This window comes from Arthrobacter sp. GAS37, assembly GCF_044908325.1.
GTDB classification, from domain to species: Bacteria; Actinomycetota; Actinomycetes; order Actinomycetales; family Micrococcaceae; genus Arthrobacter; species Arthrobacter ramosus.
Genome location: NZ_JBIYDB010000001.1, coordinates 1 through 17,768, shown reverse-complemented (window position 1 = coordinate 17,768; position 17,768 = coordinate 1). Strand labels below are relative to the sequence as shown.

Here is a 17,768-nt window from a genome sequence, read left to right as displayed (position 1 = left end):
CCCGGGATCGTCTTCGCTCGGAGGTCGGATTCTGCTCAATCATTCGAATGGACAAATTCCAGGCCCGCGGAATCACGGGACCGGCAGCCTCGTCGAAGAGAATGATCCAGCAGAATCCGACGGTGTCCATAGATTGTCGAACTCCCGTCGACTTGGATCTGGTCATGGACCCCCCGGCGCCGGGATCCGCGGGGCAATATCGGTCAAGCGCTAAAGAACGAGGCACCCCGCAAATGAACTGCGGGGCGCCTCTTTCTTTAAGCCAGTGCGTTTAGCGCTCGCCGTGCTTTCCGGCTTCGCGTCCGTCGACGAACTCTTCGGCGGGTTCAGCGCCGCGCTCAGTGGCCTTGCGCTTGGCGAGCAAGCCGCGGATGACCTCCACGGCCAAGGGGACCACCGAGATCAGCACGATGACCACGAAGATGATGTCGAGGTTGTCCCGGACCCACGGAACCTTGTCGCCGAGCAGGTAGCCGAGCAACGTGACGCCACCGCCCCAGAGCACGGCCCCGATGACGTTGAAAATGAAGAACTTGCGCTTGTCCATCTGCGCGACGCCGACAATCACCGGAACGAAAGTGCGGATGATCGGAACGAAGCGGGCCAGGATCAGGGCCTTGCCGCCGTGCTTTTCGAAGAAGGCGTGCGCGCTCTCGACGTTTTCCCGCTTGAACAGCTTGGAATCAGGCTTGTTGAAGATGGCCGGTCCGGCTTTGGAACCGATGAGGTAGCCGCTCTGGTTGCCGATGATCGCAGACACGACGATGAGGGCTGCGAGTGCCCAGATGTTGAACTTGATGGTATCCGTAGCGACGAGGAGCCCTGCGGTGAAGAGCATCGAGTCGCCAGGCAGGAAGAAGCCCACCAGGAGTCCCGTCTCGGCGAACACAATGCCGCACACGAGCAGGACTACCCATGGTGCCAATGCGGGGTCGGCCAGGAAGATCTGGGGGTTCAACCAGTCGGGGAGGAGCGAGGACATGTGCGGCTGCACCGGTCCTGCACCCACCAAAGCGGATACGGCAAAGTCGTTCATCGCAGAAAGGGTCACCCTTCAAGGGTACGGGACAACCGCCGTCGGGCCTTGAGACATCCGCTGGGGGTGTCTGACAGACACTGCCACCCGTCGCCCGACGTGCGTAGCGTGGTGGATGTGGAGAGAAGAGACGAAAACTTCTGCGTCCGCAGCTAACTGAACATGATTGACGAGGAAGAACTTTTGAAGCGAGACGTAGCCATATCCAGCACACCGGCGACGGTCGCTGCTGAGTCAGCCCCGGGGTTTCCATGGGGAGGTCTTCTGATCCTCGCAGCAGCAGGCTTCACTGCCGTCACTACCGAGCTCCTCCCGTCCGGGCTGCTGCCCCAGATCAGCCGGGACCTGGGAGTAGACGAATCGGCCGTAGGTTCCCTGACGGCCGCCTATGCATCAGTCATCGTCTTCACAGCGCTTCCCTTGTCCAGGCTGCTCGGCGGAAGAGTCCCCCGCAAGGCGTTGCTGATCGCCACCGTGCTCGCGTTCGCACTCAGCAACGTGCTGCTGGCGTCCAGCCCGAGCCTCGGATTGGCAGTTGCGGCAAGGCTCCTCGGGGGCGTGGCCCACGGGATGCTGTGGTCAAGCATGACCCCCTACGTTGCCAGGATCGTTCCAGCGCACTCCGTCGGAAAAGCAATGGCCATGGTCTTCAGCGGTAACAGCATCGCTCTGGCGGTCGGCGCTCCGATCGGCACACTCATGGGCTCGGTGCTCACCTGGCGCGCCTCTTTCCTTATCCTGGCCGGAGTCGGTGCGGTTCTCGCTCTGCTGGCCGTTTGGGTGCTCCCCGCCGCCCCCGACGAGGACAGCAATACGACGCCGACCCTCCGCGGAGCACTGAAGCTGCCCGGCGTGATCGCGGTGGCCACAGCCTGGCCGCTCTTGCTTTTGGGCCACTTCACCCTCTTCACCTACATCGCGCCGTTCCTCCACGTCTCCGGACTGCCGGATGCCTTCACGAGCATTTCCCTGTCCGTGGTGGGGGCCGCCAGCCTCGTGGGGATCTGGATCGCCGGCCTCACTGCCGATTCCCATCCGCGGCGTTCCCTGCTTTCCGCGGTCGCCCTGCTCGTGCTCGCCTTCGCCCTCTTGCCGCTGCTTGGCGGCACATGGGTGGGCGAAATCGTATTGGTGACCATCTGGGGAACCGCCTTTGGGGCCATAGGGATCTACAACCAGGCAGCAATCCTTCGCGCCGGCGGAGAGCACAGAGACGCCGCGAACGGCCTGACCGTGGTGACCATTCAACTCGGCATCGCCGTCGGCGCCGGATATGGCGCTCTGGCCCTGACCACTGTCGGCGCCCTGTGGGTGCCGTTGGCCGCGGCCGTCCCGACGGCGGCAGCGCTCGCAATCATCCTGGCCAGCCGCCGCGGCGGTTACCCCGCCGGTCCGCGGGAGGCGAAACCCAAGGGAACCCGGTAAGTCCCACACGTGCTGCGCGAGACATTGCGGGCGCGGCCCTCATCGGGGAAGAGAAGATAAGCATGCTGATAATCTTGTGGTTAGGCACCTGGACCACATGTCTGGCCACAATCGGAGGAACGAGATGAACGTCCTGATCAAAGTACTTGGGCTTGTTGTGGGCATGGGCGCCGGAATTGCGGCGAACAAGGCCCTGGAGGCCGTCTGGAGCAAGTCCACCGGGAAGCCCGCACCTAAGGATGCGAGCAATCTGGAGGACTCCTTACCGGGCGTGGTGTTGTTTGCCTTCGCCGGGGGCGCCGCGGGGGCGGTCATCCATGTCCTGACCCAAAGGGCAACCAAGAAGGCGTTGACCAAGCTGCAGGAGACGGCGGACGAGGTCTGAAAGTCGGTCCGTGGCAGGTGGCGTCCATCACCAGCGCCAGTGGGACCCTTTTCCACCTGTAACCTTGACCAGTGGCATTGGACTTTACGGCGATCGACTTTGAAACTGCGAACGGCTTCAGGGGTTCACCGTGCTCGGTCGGCCTCAGCAAAGTCCGTGGCGGCGTCGTGGTGGAGGAAGCCTCCTGGCTTATGCGGCCGCCGGAAAACCATGACCACTTCGAGTACCACAACACCCGGATCCACGGCATCCGCGCCGAGGACGTCGCGGGCGCACCACGCTTTGGCGAACTCTTCCCTGAAATCGGGGCTTTCATCGGCGGGGATATCCTTGCCGCCCACAATGCGGCGTTCGATCTCGGCGTCATCCGTTCCGGGCTCGAAGTTTCCGGCCTGCCGGGCCCCGCCTACGAGTACGTCTGCACGGTGATGTTGTCCCGGCGCTGCTACTCCCTGGTATCCAATTCCTTGCCCTACGCCGCGGAGGAGGCGGGCGTGCCACTCGTGAACCATCACGACGCCGCCGAGGACGCCCGGGCCTGCGCCGGAATCCTGGTGGACATCGCGCACCGGAATAGCGCCAACAGCATCGCCGAGCTCTACTTGTCCCTCGGCCTGGCCATTCCCAAACAGCAGGCCTTCCAGCCCGGAGACGGCCTGTCCAAGCAGACCCTCGCTGCGCTCGCGACCGTCGGCGGAGGGCGCGACGCGGTCTCTGGCCGACCCGGCGTCGGGAATGGCCCCGGCCAGCTTGGACGGGCCTGGAGCAATTGGCCGGAAGAAGGCACCAACCCGGCGCCCAACCCCGCAGCGGAGCCGGGCCACCCCTTGTTCGGGCAGACCGTCGTCTTCACTGGTGAGCTTGCGATTGCCCGGCCGGAAGCGAAACAGCGGGCAGCGGAGATGGGCGCGCGTCCGGAGAGCCGCGTGACCGGAAGGACTACGGTGCTCGTGGTGGGCGACGGCTTTGTGGCCGGCGATCTCCGGAACGGGCGCCTCACGGGCAAAGCCAAGCGGGTCCTGGAATTGCACAGCCGCGGTCAGCAGATCGAAGTTCTGTCCGAGGGGGAGTTCCTGCAGATGGTTGGCGGGCGCTAGCCGCGCCAAAATTCACACGGAGCAACAAAGCTTCCCGTTGTGTCGCGGCGCTCCTAGCCTTGAGCCATGACACAGGGAAAACAGGCTGACACTGCAGGATTCACCGCAGGGACGCCGGCTCCGGCAGCCACGGGTTGGCGCGCCGTCTTCGCTTTCCCGAATCCGGTCAATGAGTACGCCGCGAGGATCACGGCAGGGCTGGTGGTTCTTGCGGCGCTGGCCACCCTCGTGAGCGGCCTTGGCTGGGGACTCGTGCTGATCGCGGCCGGCTTCTGGCTGCGGGTATTGTTTGGGCCGAGGATCTCGCCGTTTGCCTTGCTATCCGTCAAGGTCCTGGCACCCAGGGTGGGTCCCGCCAAACTTGTCCCGGGGCCGCCCAAGCGTTTCGCACAAGGAATCGGTGCCGCGCTCAGCACAGCGGCCGTGGTCCTGTTCTTCGCCGGTTTCGCTGTAGGTGCCTGGATCCTGCTCGCCTTGCTGATTGTCGCGGCGTCCCTTGAGTCGTTTGCGGGATTCTGCCTTGGCTGCGCCATTTTTGGATTCCTGCAGAGGCACGGCCTCATCCCCGAGGACGTCTGCGAAGCGTGCAACAACATCGCCCTTCGCCGGCTTTGAGCCGCTTGCTTCCTAGCCGACTGTGACGGCGATAAGCCGCTGCGCCATCCCGCGGATGACATCAGGAGCTTCGAGGGCGTCAAGCCACTCCGAGGGCAGGGCCTCTTCCCCATGGAGTGCCCCGAGGATGTTGCCCGCGATCGACGCGGTGGAGTCACTGTCACCGCTGTGGTTTAGCGCCACGGCTATGGCCTGGCGGAAATGGGCGGCCGGATCGCGTTGTGCCTCGGCTGCCGCGGAGGTCGCCAGCACCGCATAGAGCCCGACGGCGAGTGCCTCCTCCGCGACCCAGCCTTCGCCCAGTTGCTCCGTGAGTTCTTCCGGGCTGAGCAACGTGCCGGCGGAAGACAATTCCAGCGCCTGACGGAGGCGGTCCAGGAGCTCGGGAGCTGGATCCGGCAGTGCTGACACCACGCTCAAGGCATGCTCAGCCGCGGTCCGTACATCCGAGCCCGCGGTCAGTTTGTGCACCAGCACGCTGAAGGCACCCGCACTTTGCCGCGCCGAAGGGTGTCCGTGGGTCAAGGATGCGGCATCGGTGCTCAGCTTGTAGACCGTGGCTTCGGAAATATGCGGGACCAGGCCAAAGGGAGCGGACCGCATCACCGTGCCGCAGCCTTTGGACTCCGGATTGACGGGGCGAAACTTGGTCCCCATCTGGCCCGTGGCGAGTCCGCTCAGGCACGCCTTGCCCGGATGCCTGCGGTGCCGGAGTACCTCCTGGCTGTCGATCCAACGCGGTTGGGGAACGGGGGCCGACGACGGCAAAGCGACGCCCTGGGTAGCGAGCCATCGCAAGTAGGCGAGCCATAGACATGCCGTTTCATCCGCCGCTACGCCGTCGTTGGCCCACTCGAGGGCTTCCACGAGGCCGTCGACGGTGTACAGCGTCATCTGGGTGTCATCCGAAAAGTGGCTGCCGCCGTCGAGCTGGCCGAAAGAGGTGAGGCCCGCGGTGCCGAAGCGGGAACGGATGGTGGCTACGTCGTCGAACTCGACGGCGTAGCCGAGCGAATCGCCCAAGGCGCCTCCCAGCAGACAGCCGTGAACCCGGGACTCGAAGGATGGCGCGGCGGAGGGAGACGGTTCAGCACTCATAGTGGTAATTTACCGTGGCTGCATCGCCGGCCTTCGCCTGCCCACTGATACGGTGGCTCGTGAACCAGGAGGCAGTGATGCGTGAACCCGCGTGGCGGAAAACCGGGAAGACCCCGGACTACAGATTCTCCCTCGCAAATGAGCGGACTTTCCTTGCGTGGATCCGTACGTCGTTGGCGCTGCTGGCTGGTGCCGTCGCCATCGATCAGCTTGCTCCGAACATCGCGCCACAGCCCGTGCGCATTGTCCTGTGCGTCGTGCTTTCCATGATCGGCGCGGGCCTCGCGACCCTTGCCTACCGGCGGTGGGCGCAGATGGAGGCAGCCATGCGCAACGACCAGGCCCTGCCGTTCTCACGGGTCATGCTGCTCATGACCATCGTGGTTGCCGTGGCAGCCTTCACCTTTGCCGTGCTGATCCTGGTGGCGCGTTGACCGTTGACGCCAGGGACCAGGGGCTGCAACCGGAGCGCACCACGCTCGCTTGGCGCCGGACCCTGATTTCGCTTCTGGTGGTGGACCTCTTCATCTGGCGCAGGTGGTTGACGGCCAAGTCCGGCGCGGGGCAACTGCCCACCGGGATACCGGGGCTCGACTACCAAGGCATCTGCGCCCTGACTGCCGCCGCAGCGACGATCGTCCTGGGCTGCGTTGTCTGGGTCAGGTCACATCAGTTGCACCACGGCGCGGAAGAAGCGTCGGCTGTCTTGATGCTTGCAAGCGCCGTGTCCATCATCGCGCTCGCCTGCGCTGCGGTCGCCGCAATCGCGTTGGGCGGCTAGGCTCGGATTCAGGAAGCGTCCAGACTCGGCTGACAGGATGCTGCAGGGCAAGACCGCGGTCCGCTGCATGGCTTCTTGTTGCCGTGCCTGGAGCGTTCGCCTCCATAACAGACCACCCGAACTTCGAACTAAGGAATCCCTCGACATGCCTACAACTGTGTCCACTCCCTCCTCCCGCGGTACCGGGCTCCTTGCCCGGGCGTCCGCTGAAGCTCTGGGGACGCTGTTCCTTGTGGTTATTGGCCTGGGTGTGCTGATCTTCATCAACCCCCAGGCGGTTCCGATGCCGGCGTCGCTGGCCAGTGGCCTGACCGTTACGGCTGCGATGCTTGCCTTCGGTTACCTGTCGGGCGGGCACTTCAACCCGGCCATCACGGTTGGTCACTTGGTTGCCGGCCGGATGAAGCTTGTGGATGGGGCCGCGTACCTTGGGGCCCAGATTGTGGGCGGTTTGCTGGGCGCACTGGCGATTTTCGCCGTCGTGCGAACGGTCCCCGGGATCACTGACAGCCGCACCGTCTTTGACACGGCAACCTCCGGCTTCGGTACGCATTCGAGCTTCCAGGTTCCCGTGACCGGCGTGATGCTCATTGAGGTCCTCGGCGCTGCGCTCCTCGTGGGTGTCTTCCTCGGCGTCACCGCCCGGCGCAATCCCAGCAAGATCGCGGCACCGTTCGCCGTCGGCCTGACCGTCGCAGTCCTGCTCCAGTTGGGCCAATCCACCGGCAACCTTGCCTTCAACCCGGCCCGTGCCACTGCGTCCGCCATCTTCAGCTCCAGCTGGGCAGTGGAGCAGCTCTGGCTCTTCTGGGTCGCGCCGCTGGTGGGCGCGGCGATCGCAGGCCTCATCTTCCGTGGTTTCGGCGAAACTGCTCCGGCAGTCGTGGCAGAGGTCGAAGAACCCTTGCCGGCCGACGGCTGGGACGAAAAGTCCGACGACGACGCTGAAGCGGCTGTCCCGGAAGGTGCGGCCGAGGTTTCCACGCCGGCTGCGGCGCCCGCCGCGGCTCCCGCCGAAGTGAAGCCCGACGTCGACCCCGCCCGTGACTTCTTCGACGGCAAGCGGGGCTGACGCAGGAATTCAGCTGTCCGGAAGGCCCTGTTACGGCCGGTGCCGCCGCGCCGCGCCAATAATGTCCGTGCCTCCAGTTAGCTTGAAAACATGAGGCTTTTGCACACTTCGGATTGGCATCTGGGACGCTCGTTCCATGGCGTCGGGATGCTTGACGCCCAGCGCAACTTCATTGAGCAATTGCTGGCGGTCATCCGGGAACAGTCGGTGGACGTCGTCCTGATCGCGGGGGACGTCTACGACCGAGCCCTTCCCGGCCTGGATGTCGTGAAGCTTCTTGACGACGCCCTCGTGCGGATTACGGACGCTGGAGCCAAGGTGGTGCTGACAAGCGGCAACCACGATTCCGCGATCCGCCTTGGTTTCGCTTCACGCCTGCTGGAGCGCGGGGGAGTCCATCTCCGGACCCGCGTAGAGGATCTCGATTCCCCTGTCCTGTTTCCACTGGAAAGCGATGACCGTGCAGCCCGGACGGGCGCCCCGGTGCTTGCCGTCTACGGTATTCCGTACCTTGAACCGAGGCTTGTCGCCGAACGGCTCGGTACCCAAACTGCGAGCCACTTTGACGTCACGCAGGCCGCAGTGCAGCTCATCCGTGAGGATATTGCCCGGAGAAGAGGGACCGGACCGGTGCACTCCGTTGTGCTGGCACACACCTTCGCGAGCGGCGGCATCACCTCGGACAGCGAACGCGATTTGAGCATCGGCGGTTTAGGGGCAGTGCCCCTGGATCTCTTCGATGGCTTCGGCTACACGGCACTTGGACATCTGCACGGGCGGCAGGAACTTTCGGAGCACGTCCGGTATTCGGGTTCGCCGCTGGCCTATTCGTTCTCCGAGGCCAAACATCGCAAGGGTGCATGGCTGATTGACGTCGGCGACGGCGGTGTTGAGGGCGTCGAGGAAATTCTGTGGAAAGCACCACGGGAGCTGGCGATTCTCCGCGGGAGGCTCGCTGAGCTTTTGGAATCAGGGGAGTATTCCTGGGCCGAGACTGCGTACTGCCAGGTCACCCTCACGGACTCCGCGCGGCCGGCGCAGGCCATGGAACAGCTGCGTGCCCGGTTCCCGGACACGCTGGTGCTGGGCTTTGATCCTGAAGACGCCGCGGGAAAGGTCAAAGCCAGCTATAGCAGCAGGCTCGCGGAGGCCGAGGACGATCTTGGTGTTTGCTGCGGCTTCCTTGACCATGTGCGCGGAAGGCCGGCTGACGAGGCTGAACTTTCCGCCCTTCGTGAAGCCTTGGAAGCGGTCCGGTCGGAAGGGGCAGAGCTGTGAGAATCCACCGCCTTGAAATTGAGGCTTTCGGGCCGTTTGCCGGAGTTCAATCGATCGATTTCGATCAGCTGGGGGCCCAGGGGCTGTTCCTCCTGAACGGTGCCACCGGCGCGGGAAAGACGAGCGTGCTCGACGCTATCTGCTTTGCGCTGTATGGCTCGGTGCCGGGCGCCCGCCAGGACGGAAAACGCTTGCGGAGCGACCACGCGGAACCGGCAGCGGAGCCGCGTGTCGTTTGCGAATTCTCGGCGCGCGGCAGACGCTTCGAGGTCACCCGCTCCCCGGCGTGGGACAGGCCAAGTGCCCGTGGGCGCAAGGGCTTCACCACCCAGCAGGCCAAAACGCTTCTGCGCGAACGGGTTAATGGCTCGTGGGAAGAAAAGACCTCCCGCAACGACGAAGCCGGCATGGAAATCGGTGACGTCCTGGGGATGGACCGGGAACAGTTCACCAGAGTGGTCATGCTCCCGCAGGGAGACTTCGCGGCTTTCCTGCGTTCCAAGGCGTCCGACCGGCTGGATCTTCTGCAGAAGCTCTTCGGAACCCAGCGTTTTGAAGCGATCGAGCAGCAGTTGGCACTCCAAGCAAACGCCGCGCGCGCAAAAGTGCAGGACAACCAGAACGGACTTCAGTTGCTCGTGCAGCGGGCGGAGGCGGAGTACGCGCAACTGGGCATCGAAGAGGCAGCCGACCCGGATCTCGATGACTCCGGATCCAGTGAGTCCACGCCTGAACTTTCGCTCGGGAAGCTCGAGGCCCGGGCCCGGGCCGAATCTCTCGAGCGGCAGCAAGCTGCCGGCTCTGCGGATGCCGTCCGGCTTCAGTTGGCCGACAAGCTCAACTCCGCTCGGGAACGGGTTCAACGGCACGCGAAGCTCGACGCCGCCACGCGCCGGCACGAATCGCTCTCCGCACGGGCGGCAGAAGTGCAGGAATTCCGCGAGCGACTTGGACGCCACCGGAAAGCCGCCGTCCTCGGCGGACAGCTCGACGCCGTAGATCGCGCCGCGATGGCCCTCGACCTGGCGGGCTCGAAGGCGGAGTCGGCGACGGCGAAGCTGCTTGCCGCCTCTCTTGACGTGAGCGACCCTGGCACCTCGCTGGCCAGGATTCAAGAGACGATGGCTGTTGTGGAGGCCAGGGCCGGGGACGAACAAAAGCTCGAGGACATCACCGCAAGGCTTGATGCGCTCGACCTCGCTGCACGGCAGCGGGAGTCGGCCAAAGCGGCGCGGTCCCTTGCTTTGGCCGGGCTTCGCTCGGAGGCGGTTGCCTTGGAAGGCGAGCTGGGCCCGCTGGAAGTGGCGGCTTTGGAGCTGCCCCTCCGCGAAAGCGAAGCCGCGGCAGCGCAGAACGCCGTCATGACCGTAGCCCGCTACGCAGGCGCCCTTGATTCCCTGTCCGCGGCAGAGAAGCGCCACGCCTTTGCCCGGGCGCTTTCCCAGGACCTCCGACAACTCTGGCTGGATCTCCGCGAAACCCGCTTGGCCAATGCCGCCGCCGAGCTCGCCGCAAAGCTGCATGACGGCGAAGCATGCCCTGTCTGCGGAAGCTCCGAGCACCCTTCTCCGGCGCCAGCCGGGCTAACCGCCCTGGCCCTTGCCGAGGAAGAGCAATCCGCCCACGAACGCTATGACGAGAGCGAGCATGAACTTCTCCAAGCGGCAGGCGAGCTAGCGTCGGCCGAGCAGGAAGTTGCCGTGCTCGCCGCCCAGGGCGGAAACATCGATCCAAAGGAAGCCGCTTCGGCGGAGGCCTTGGCCAAAGACGCCCTCGCCTCGGCGCGTTCCGCCGTCGACGGGCTCAAACGGGGCAAGGCAGACCTCGCCCGCATGACGGAGCGCATTGCCCGCTTGGAGGAAGAACAACTTCAGGAGGACACTGCTGCGGCGCAGGGGGGGTCCACCATGGTCCTGCTAGGCGAACAACATGAGTCCCTGGAGACCTTGCTTCGCGGGCTGCGTGATGGCTTCGACACACTGCACGGCCGGATTGAGGCCCTGACCAAGCACCGCGAGCTACTGCAGTCCGCTGTGGCTGCAGGCGTGCAGCTGGAACGTGCCCGGGAGGCTTTGGACGATGCATCCACGGCCTTGGAAAGCGCCCTTTCAGCACACGGATTCGACACCGCGGAGGCTGCGCGGCTCGAAATCCTCGACGAGCAGATCGCCGCCCGGCTCGACGAAACCATCAGGTCCGCGGAGACCGAGAGCGCCCGGCTCGCGGAACTCTTTGAGTCCGAGGATCTTGTGCTCGCTGCCAAGGAAGTGCAGATCGGGGAGGTGCCCCTGACCGCCGTCGGGCTCGCCGCCCTCGAACAGGAGGCCGGACAGGCTGGAGAAACGGCCCGCCGCCTGGATCTTGCTGCGGGACTCGCTGCCCGGACGGTGACCAGCCTGGCTGCGATCCGCTCGCAGTACGAAGAAGCTGCGGCCTCCGGGCGCGGCCCCCGCGAACGCGCCCGGGTACTCAACGAGCTCGCCGAAACTGCCAGAGGGGCAGGCGATAACGGCTACAAGATGAGCCTCAACAGCTATGTCCTGGCTGCCCGGCTCGAACAAGTCGCGGCAGCGGCGTCGGAGCGGCTTATCGCCATGAGCGATGGCCGGTACACCCTGCAGCACACGGACGCCAAGGCAGCCCGGGGCGCGAAATCCGGCTTGGGCCTGGAAGTCGTGGATGAGTGGACAGGCCAGCGGCGGGACACTGCCACACTGTCCGGAGGGGAGTCGTTCATGGCTTCGCTCGCGTTGGCCCTGGGGCTCGCGGATGTGGTTCAACAGGAGGCCGGTGGCGTAGACATCGAAACCTTGTTCGTGGATGAGGGCTTCGGGAGCCTTGACGAGCAATCCCTCGAGCAGGTCATGGATGCACTGGAGGGACTGCGCGACGGCGGCAGGGTAGTGGGGCTGGTCAGCCACGTTGCCGAGATGAAACAGAGAATCAGCAGCCAGCTGCAGGTAATCAAGAACCGGAACGGCTCCACCGTGCGAATTGTCGACGCCGCGGCAGCCTAGGGCGGCCCGTCCGGTAGACTTGGAGGGTTACACCGGGTTGCGCGCATCGGGAGGAGGGACGATGCGCACCCTTCAGCGAACCCGGAATCATGAACTCCTCCCCACAGAACTCCGCGGCGAACACCGCGCTCCAGGCTGCCCCTTCATTTCCTTCTGCGCCCCCGTCGGCCGCGCCCCGCCGTTCGCGTCTACCTGGACGCTTCGCCCGCTTGCCCGAGCTCGCCGGCCGCAACTTCCTGCCGCTGGGACTCTTCGCGAGGCTGCCCCTCGCCATGCTGACCGTCGGCACCCTCACCCTTGTCACGGCCGTCAGCCATTCTTACGCCATCGGCGGCCTGGCTGCCGGAGCCGTCGGCATCGGATCGGCCTTGGGCGCGCCGGTACTCGGCTCGCTCGCTGACCGTTCAGGCCAGCGCCCTGTCCTGCTCGTAGCCGCGGCTGTCAACGCCGTGACCGTCATCGCATTGCTCGTTGCCGCGTACCTGACGCCTGATTTCAACGCCCCCACGGACGCGATCGCCATTTTGATGACGGCTTTCCTCGCCGGAGCGAGTTGCCCACAGGTGGGGCCCATGGCCCGTGTCCGTTGGATGGCCCTGACTACCCGGAACCTGAACACCCGGAATTCGAAGCCCGGAGCCGGCGAGAATGCCGCCGCTCCTGGAAGTGTGGCCTCCAGCCGCGCAGACCTTGATACGGCGTTGTCCTACGAAGGAACCGCGGACGAAGTCACGTTCGTTCTCGGTCCGGCGCTGGTCGGTATTCTCGCGAGCCTCGTAGCCCCTTGGCTTCCGCTCGCGTTGGCGGCCGTCCTTACGGCCACCCTCGTCCCGGCTTTCGCGGTGCATCCTTCACAATTGGCTGTGGTGCCGGCTAAGCGCAAGGCGCGCACCGGCGTCGGGAGCGTCCCTGCGGAGCAGAAGTCAAGTGTCCGTTCCTTGGCCTGGCTGAAGGTCGCTGTTCCGGTGCTGGCCATGGTCTGCATGGGAACATTCTTTGGTGCGACGCAGAATGCGTTGAGCGCTTTCTCCGCCCAGTTCGCCACGGCGGAAATTGCGGGGCTGATGTATTCCGTCATGGGCCTGAGCTCGGCCGTCGCTGCGCTGTCTGTTGCCTATTGGCCGCAGCGCTTCGGGCTTGCGATCCGTTGGGTGCTCGCCGCGGCAGCGATGGCGGCGTTCTCTCTCCTGTTGTTCCTTCCGGCCGGGATCTGGCCGATGGTCATCGTTCTTTTGGTGCTCGGAATTCCCGTGGGACCCGTGATGGTGACGGTCTTCAGCATCGGGGGAGTCGTGGCGCCGGCCGGTCGTATGGCCACCGTGATGACCGCCCTGGCTAGCGGCATCGTGGCGGGCACGGCGTTGGGCGCCTACCTTGCCGGCCAGTTGGCCCAAACCCAAGGTCCCGCGGCGGCATTTGTGGTGTCCACGGCCGCTTCGGGTGCACTTCTGGTGCTCGGCATCGTTGCAGGACTGGTCCTCCGGCGCAGGCCAAGCACCCAACAATAACGACGCTCGCTCACTTATGGGCCACTTTTTGGTAACCCTCGCTCATATCATCTGAAAGAGCGTTCCCGGTTTTGGCCTTAAAAGTGAGCGAGCGTTGGAAGAGGGACGAACGAAACGCGGGGTCCTTACGCCAGTTGGGACTCTATACGGGCCGCGCTCGCTGCCAGTGCTTCCCCGACGGCGGCCTGGTCCTGTTCGCGGCGGATGTAGACGACGGCGATCGCCGCGGGCCGCCCTCCGGGCACCTGGATGGGAGCGGCCAAGGATGACAGGCCCGCGATGACTTCGTCGTGGCTTGCCGCGTAGCCGAGCCGGCGCGCTTCGGCCGCTTCCGGGCGATACGGCAGGCCCGGGGCACGGGCGGCCCAATCTTCCTCGCTCATAGTGGACTGGATCGCGATTCCAGGTGCCCCGGTGTTCACGGGATGGCGCGTGCCGGGATGCTGTGCCAGGGTCGCGGCCGAGTGGCGGGGCTCGACGGTGACCAGCGTGACGCAGTCCTGATGGTCCCAGACCGCCACGAAGGCCGTCATGTTCAGGGTGTTGGCAAGCTGGGTCAGCTCCGGGAGGGCGGCCGTCTGGAGGTCGCGGGAGACTCCCCGGGCCAGCACTGCAAGGCCAGGACCGGGCTGAACGCGTCCGGCGTCGTCGCGCACCAGAAGGGAATGATCCTCGAGCGTGCGAAGGATCCGGTAAGCCACCGAGCGATGAACCCCCAGGGCACCGGCGAGTTCTGCAATGGTCAGGGGGCGCTCGGCAGCCGCCAGGATTTCCAAGGCTTGGATTCCGCGGGAGAGGGTCTGCGAGGGCGAGACCGTCACCGTCGTTTCCTGCAGACTTTTCGCGGCGCTGGGAGACATCATGCGCTCCATCCTATGTTGGGGCCTTAGGCGGCTGACCCGCCGTCTTGTGCTGTGGCACACAAAAGACTATGGTTCTGTATGAGAATTTGTTGTTCAAATATAGAACAAATTCACACATGGAACAATCTCCAAGCAGGAATCGACGATGATTGCCAAGTCCAGCCAGAACGCGGAGCAGGGACCCCTGGGCCGCACTTCGCGGCCGCGGGCACATCATTTCCGCGGCAGCCTGGGCCGCTTTGCCACGGGCGTTGCCATCGTGACGTTCGACGGAGCCACCAAGCGGCATGGCATCACCGTCAATTCCTTCACCTCTGTGTCCATGGAACCGCCCCTGGTCCTGGTCAGCATCGCCCGCAACACCAAAGCGCACGACGAGCTGGCCGGGCGGCCGTTCGCCGTCAATATCCTGGGCGCAGAACAGAAGCAGCTCGCACTGCATTTCGCTGGCCGTCCCGGGCCCGAGCCCCGGTGGGTCGAAGGCGACACTGCGCCCCGGCTATCCAACGTCCTCGCCTATTTCGAATGCACGCCATGGGCGGCCTACGACGGCGGCGACCACACCCTCTACCTGGGTGAGGTGGTGGACTTCAACTACCGCAGCGGCGACGCGCTCGCCTTCGCCAACAGCTCCTTCACCACCATCCCGGAAAGCCAATTGGGAATGGAGGATCTTCTGTAGTTGCCGCGGCGCCCGTCGACGTCGCATCCACCACGCAATGCCGTTTCAGCTCAACCATCATTGGAGACAACCATGGGAATCCGGACCGGACAGCAGTACCTGGACAAGCTCAACTCGATGAACCCCCACGTCCTGATCGACGGCGAAATCGTCACCGAGAAGATCGTCGACCACCCGTCCTTCAGGAACGTGGCCCGCACGTACGCGAAGCTCTTCGACATGCAGCATGATCCGAAGTATGCGGACGCCCTCACCTACGAGTCCCCGACGACGGGTGACCGGGTAAGTGCCTCGTTCCTGGTACCGCGCAGCAAAGAAGACCTCGAACATCGGCATGCGGCCAACCGCACCTGGGCCGAGTACTCCCTTGGATTCCTGGGCCGCACGGGTGACTACATGAACGGTGCCCTCACGGCGCTCGCGGCCGCAGAAAAATGGTTTGCCCAGGCCGATCCGATGTTCGGCGAAAACATCCGCAAATACTACGAGCATTGCCGCGAGAACGATCTCCTGGCTACGCACACGCTGATCCCGCCGCAAGTCAACCGTTCGGTATCAGGGTCCGAACAGCTCGGCGGCCAACTCTCGGCGAGGGTCGTGGAAGAACGCGAAGACGGAATCGTGGTCCACGGCGCGCGCATGCTCGCCACGATCGCACCGATCGCGGACGAGCTTCTCGTGTTCCCGTCGACGCTCCTGCGCTCGACGCCGGAAGATGCTCCGTACTCCTACGCGTTCGCCCTTCCGAATGATGCGCCCGGCATGCGCTACCTATGCCGGACCTCGCTCTACAACGGCGGAGGCACCCACGACGAGCCGCTCGCCAGCCGCTTCGAGGAGATGGACGCCGTCGTCGTTTTCGACCATGTATTCGTTCCCAACGAGCGCATCTTCATGCTCGGCCATCCTGAACTGTGCAATGCCTTCTACTCCGAGACCGGCGCCGGGGCCCTCATGACCCACCAGGTGGTCACGAGGACCATCGCGAAGAGCGAGTTCTTCCTGGGCCTTGCCTCGGAGATTGCGGCATCGATCGGGATTGACGGTTTCCAGCACATCCAGGAAGACCTGGCGGAGCTGATCGAAACCGTTGAAATCGGCAAGGCCCTCATGGTGGCGGCGGAAGCCCAGGCGGCACCAAGCCCGGATGGCGTGTTCCTGCCGCACTGGCCCACCCTGAATGCGGCACGCAACTGGTATCCCAAGGTTGCCCAGCGATTCCCCGCCATCATCCGGAAGTTCTCGGCGTCCGGACTCATGGCTTTGCCGGGTGAAGCAGACGTGGCCAGTGAGGCACTGCCGGACATCGAGCTGTACCTGCAGGCGAAGACGCTGACCGGGCCGGAGCGCGTGCGCCTCTTCAAGCTCGCCTTCGACGCCAGCATTTCCGCGTTTGCCGGGCGCCAGGCCCTGTATGAGTACTTCTTCTTCGGTGACCCTGTGCGCATGGCAGCCGCCCTCGTGAACAGCTACGACCGCGAGCCGGCCCGCGCCCGCGTGCGGGAGTTCCTCGAGCGGAAGGACTGACCGCAGATCACCGTTTGTGCGACGACGGCGGCGGGTTTCGCCGTCGTCGTTTTCGTGCCGTCCGGGTCCGGTCGGCGAGATCCTGGCTACGGGCTGCTGTCCCTGTTGGCCTCGGTTCGCGGCGCTCGGGACCGGGAGGCGCAGGGTGTTCGCGCTGTCGCCCCGGCCTCTGTTGTGCACCGGGCCAGGCCAGGCCCGCAAGTGCGGCACCAAGTCGGCATGCCCACACCCCGTCCCTTCTCCATGAGTCGACTGGCAAAGATAGCGGGTCGCGCTTTTACGACAAGGAGTCAGGAATCTGTTATCTGGCGCAACTACTAGGTCATAAAGCCCGGCAATTATGTTGTCCTGCCACCCTTTGGGCGGCGGGACAAGCAAGGGAAGGATGTGACAATGATCTCCGTCAGTTCTTTAAAGCTGAGAACAGGCGGCCGTCGCCTCAATTCCGTGTTCCGGGCTCCCCGACTGTCGCGCCACTAGCAGCGCATTTTGCTCAGGTAGCAATTGTGCCAGCGGAACCTACCACAGCTGCAGGCCTCTCGACCTTGGCTGCTATTCCGCGGGCAACTATTGCTGGACGTCCCAGGGCGGGAAATGCTGCGACTGCAGGTGCTCGTGGTATGGGGGCGGTAGCGGAACCGTCAATTGCATTTGTTACGGATGAGAGAGGATTATCATGACCGAGATCACCACTCGCCAGCGCCGTGTCGATATGCGACCGAGAGTTATTGCGCCCGGCCTTGCGTTAGTAACCTTAATCGTGGCCGCCGTTGTCACAACTGGTTCGTTAGCTATTCTCGCCAGCGGTTCAAACGCAGCACCGGTTATCGGGATGGCGGTCGTCGCACTTCTGATTGGTCTTCAGGGTGCTCGAACGGACTGTGGATGGAATGCCGCAATCCGGTTGGCCGGGAAGCCTGGACAATCCGAGGTCACGATCTTGGCCCATTCCATCGGACTTGTGCTTGGAGCGCTTTCGACCGCTACGGTCCTGATGACGTTGGCATTTTGGATACAGGTCCCCACTGCGGTTGTGGGATTGCTGCTATTAGTGTTGGCCCCGTTCCGGATTGCCCGCCCGACGACGGTCGCGCCAGGTGGATGGAAAGTCCGACGGGAATGGGAACGCTGGGGAACTACACGCTACATGGCGGTCTTTGGGTGGTTCCTAGCCTCGATTTTTCATCGGTTGTCTGAACGGTCGTCTGGGTCCTGATTTTTGCTGGGTGGGTGCGTCCGGCTGATCGGGGGCGTGCTGGAGGGCCCGTCGGGTCGCCTGGGTGGGGCGCCGGTTCCTCTGCCGGGGTGTTGTTGCGTGCTTTCTGCTTGTCGGGTCTGTTCCTTGCGGCGGTCGGTCAGGTGGGGATCGGCTGTGCGTGGCGCA

15 protein-coding genes are annotated in these 17,768 nt (G+C 64.5%); 12 read left to right on the top strand and 3 right to left on the bottom strand.

Going from position 1 to position 17,768, the window contains the following annotated elements:
* Positions 1-271 precede the first annotated feature (271 nt).
* The gene (locus ABH924_RS00075) at positions 272-1,036 is read right to left on the bottom strand and encodes a VTT domain-containing protein (RefSeq protein ID WP_404496543.1); all 765 of its coding nucleotides are present in this window, start codon (positions 1,034-1,036) and stop codon (positions 272-274) included.
* A 162-nt stretch (positions 1,037-1,198) separates the two neighbouring features.
* Here ABH924_RS00075 and ABH924_RS00070 point away from each other — a divergent pair, with 162 nt between their 5' ends.
* The 4 genes from ABH924_RS00070 to ABH924_RS00055 all read left to right on the top strand — a co-directional run bounded on the left by ABH924_RS00070 (position 1,199) and on the right by ABH924_RS00055 (position 4,558).
* A complete protein-coding gene (locus ABH924_RS00070; protein WP_404495978.1) occupies positions 1,199-2,461 on the top strand; it encodes an MFS transporter in 1,263 nt (420 codons plus the stop codon).
* A 124-nt stretch (positions 2,462-2,585) separates the two neighbouring features.
* Positions 2,586-2,846 carry a DUF4235 domain-containing protein gene (locus tag ABH924_RS00065; RefSeq protein ID WP_404495976.1) on the top strand — a complete coding sequence of 87 codons (261 nt, stop codon included), beginning with the start codon at positions 2,586-2,588 and terminating at the stop codon, positions 2,844-2,846.
* 71 nt (positions 2,847-2,917) lie between these two features.
* Positions 2,918-3,943: an exonuclease domain-containing protein gene (locus ABH924_RS00060; protein WP_404495975.1), complete on the top strand. Its 1,026-nt coding sequence runs from the start codon at positions 2,918-2,920 to the stop codon at positions 3,941-3,943.
* 66 nt (positions 3,944-4,009) lie between these two features.
* On the top strand, positions 4,010-4,558 hold the full coding sequence (locus tag ABH924_RS00055; protein WP_404495973.1) for a DUF4395 domain-containing protein: 549 nt from the start codon (positions 4,010-4,012) through the stop codon (positions 4,556-4,558).
* Between the two features lie 12 nt (positions 4,559-4,570).
* Here ABH924_RS00055 and ABH924_RS00050 read toward each other — a convergent pair whose 3' ends face one another.
* A complete protein-coding gene (locus ABH924_RS00050) occupies positions 4,571-5,656 on the bottom strand; it encodes an ADP-ribosylglycohydrolase family protein (protein WP_404495971.1) in 1,086 nt (361 codons plus the stop codon).
* 77 nt (positions 5,657-5,733) lie between these two features.
* Between ABH924_RS00050 and ABH924_RS00045 the strand changes: the two genes are divergently transcribed.
* From ABH924_RS00045 to ABH924_RS00020, 6 genes are all read left to right on the top strand, one after another.
* Positions 5,734-6,090: a YidH family protein gene (locus tag ABH924_RS00045; RefSeq protein ID WP_059387628.1), complete on the top strand. Its 357-nt coding sequence runs from the start codon at positions 5,734-5,736 to the stop codon at positions 6,088-6,090.
* Positions 6,087-6,437, top strand: coding sequence for a DUF202 domain-containing protein (locus ABH924_RS00040; protein WP_404495969.1), 351 nt, complete (start codon positions 6,087-6,089; stop codon positions 6,435-6,437). Before ABH924_RS00045 ends, ABH924_RS00040 begins: the two co-directional genes overlap by 4 nt.
* A gap of 145 nt (positions 6,438-6,582) precedes the next feature.
* A complete protein-coding gene (locus ABH924_RS00035) occupies positions 6,583-7,509 on the top strand; it encodes an MIP/aquaporin family protein (RefSeq protein ID WP_404495967.1) in 927 nt (308 codons plus the stop codon).
* Between the two features lie 90 nt (positions 7,510-7,599).
* Complete coding sequence (locus ABH924_RS00030; RefSeq protein ID WP_404495965.1) at positions 7,600-8,787, top strand: exonuclease SbcCD subunit D; 1,188 nt, start codon at positions 7,600-7,602, stop codon at positions 8,785-8,787.
* Entirely contained in the window at positions 8,784-11,804 is a 3,021-nt protein-coding gene (locus tag ABH924_RS00025) for an AAA family ATPase (protein WP_404495963.1), read from the top strand. The genes ABH924_RS00030 and ABH924_RS00025 overlap by 4 nt, the downstream gene beginning before the upstream one ends.
* Positions 11,805-11,893: 89 nt before the next feature.
* Positions 11,894-13,312, top strand: a complete 1,419-nt coding sequence (locus tag ABH924_RS00020; protein WP_404495961.1) for an MFS transporter — start codon at positions 11,894-11,896, stop codon at positions 13,310-13,312.
* 125 nt (positions 13,313-13,437) lie between these two features.
* On the opposite strand, the gene ABH924_RS00015 is transcribed toward ABH924_RS00020, so the two are convergent.
* A complete protein-coding gene (locus ABH924_RS00015; RefSeq protein ID WP_404496541.1) occupies positions 13,438-14,172 on the bottom strand; it encodes an IclR family transcriptional regulator in 735 nt (244 codons plus the stop codon).
* 148 nt (positions 14,173-14,320) lie between these two features.
* On the opposite strand from ABH924_RS00015, the gene ABH924_RS00010 reads away from it, so the two are divergent.
* Positions 14,321-14,857, top strand: coding sequence for a flavin reductase family protein (locus ABH924_RS00010; RefSeq protein WP_404495960.1), 537 nt, complete (start codon positions 14,321-14,323; stop codon positions 14,855-14,857).
* A gap of 72 nt (positions 14,858-14,929) precedes the next feature.
* Positions 14,930-16,384 carry a 4-hydroxyphenylacetate 3-monooxygenase, oxygenase component gene (gene hpaB, locus ABH924_RS00005; RefSeq protein ID WP_404495958.1) on the top strand — a complete coding sequence of 485 codons (1,455 nt, stop codon included), beginning with the start codon at positions 14,930-14,932 and terminating at the stop codon, positions 16,382-16,384.
* The last annotated feature ends 1,384 nt before the right edge of the window (positions 16,385-17,768 follow it).

Excerpts from the sequence above, each read along its gene's own strand:
- ABH924_RS00030 (WP_404495965.1), top strand. The coding sequence starts at position 7,600 with ATGAGGCTTTTGCACACTTCGGATTGGCATCTGGGACGCTCGTTCCAT.
- ABH924_RS00015 (WP_404496541.1), bottom strand. The coding sequence starts at position 14,172 with ATGTCTCCCAGCGCCGCGAAAAGTCTGCAGGAAACGACGGTGACGGTC.
- ABH924_RS00050 (WP_404495971.1), bottom strand. The coding sequence starts at position 5,656 with ATGAGTGCTGAACCGTCTCCCTCCGCCGCGCCATCCTTCGAGTCCCGG.
- ABH924_RS00010 (WP_404495960.1), top strand. The coding sequence starts at position 14,321 with ATGATTGCCAAGTCCAGCCAGAACGCGGAGCAGGGACCCCTGGGCCGC.
- ABH924_RS00020 (WP_404495961.1), top strand. The coding sequence starts at position 11,894 with ATGAACTCCTCCCCACAGAACTCCGCGGCGAACACCGCGCTCCAGGCT.
- ABH924_RS00065 (WP_404495976.1), top strand. The coding sequence starts at position 2,586 with ATGAACGTCCTGATCAAAGTACTTGGGCTTGTTGTGGGCATGGGCGCC.
- ABH924_RS00045 (WP_059387628.1), top strand. The coding sequence starts at position 5,734 with ATGCGTGAACCCGCGTGGCGGAAAACCGGGAAGACCCCGGACTACAGA.
- ABH924_RS00055 (WP_404495973.1), top strand. The coding sequence starts at position 4,010 with ATGACACAGGGAAAACAGGCTGACACTGCAGGATTCACCGCAGGGACG.
- ABH924_RS00070 (WP_404495978.1), top strand. The coding sequence starts at position 1,199 with ATGATTGACGAGGAAGAACTTTTGAAGCGAGACGTAGCCATATCCAGC.
- ABH924_RS00075 (WP_404496543.1), bottom strand. The coding sequence starts at position 1,036 with ATGAACGACTTTGCCGTATCCGCTTTGGTGGGTGCAGGACCGGTGCAG.
- ABH924_RS00035 (WP_404495967.1), top strand. The coding sequence starts at position 6,583 with ATGCCTACAACTGTGTCCACTCCCTCCTCCCGCGGTACCGGGCTCCTT.
- hpaB (WP_404495958.1), top strand. The coding sequence starts at position 14,930 with ATGGGAATCCGGACCGGACAGCAGTACCTGGACAAGCTCAACTCGATG.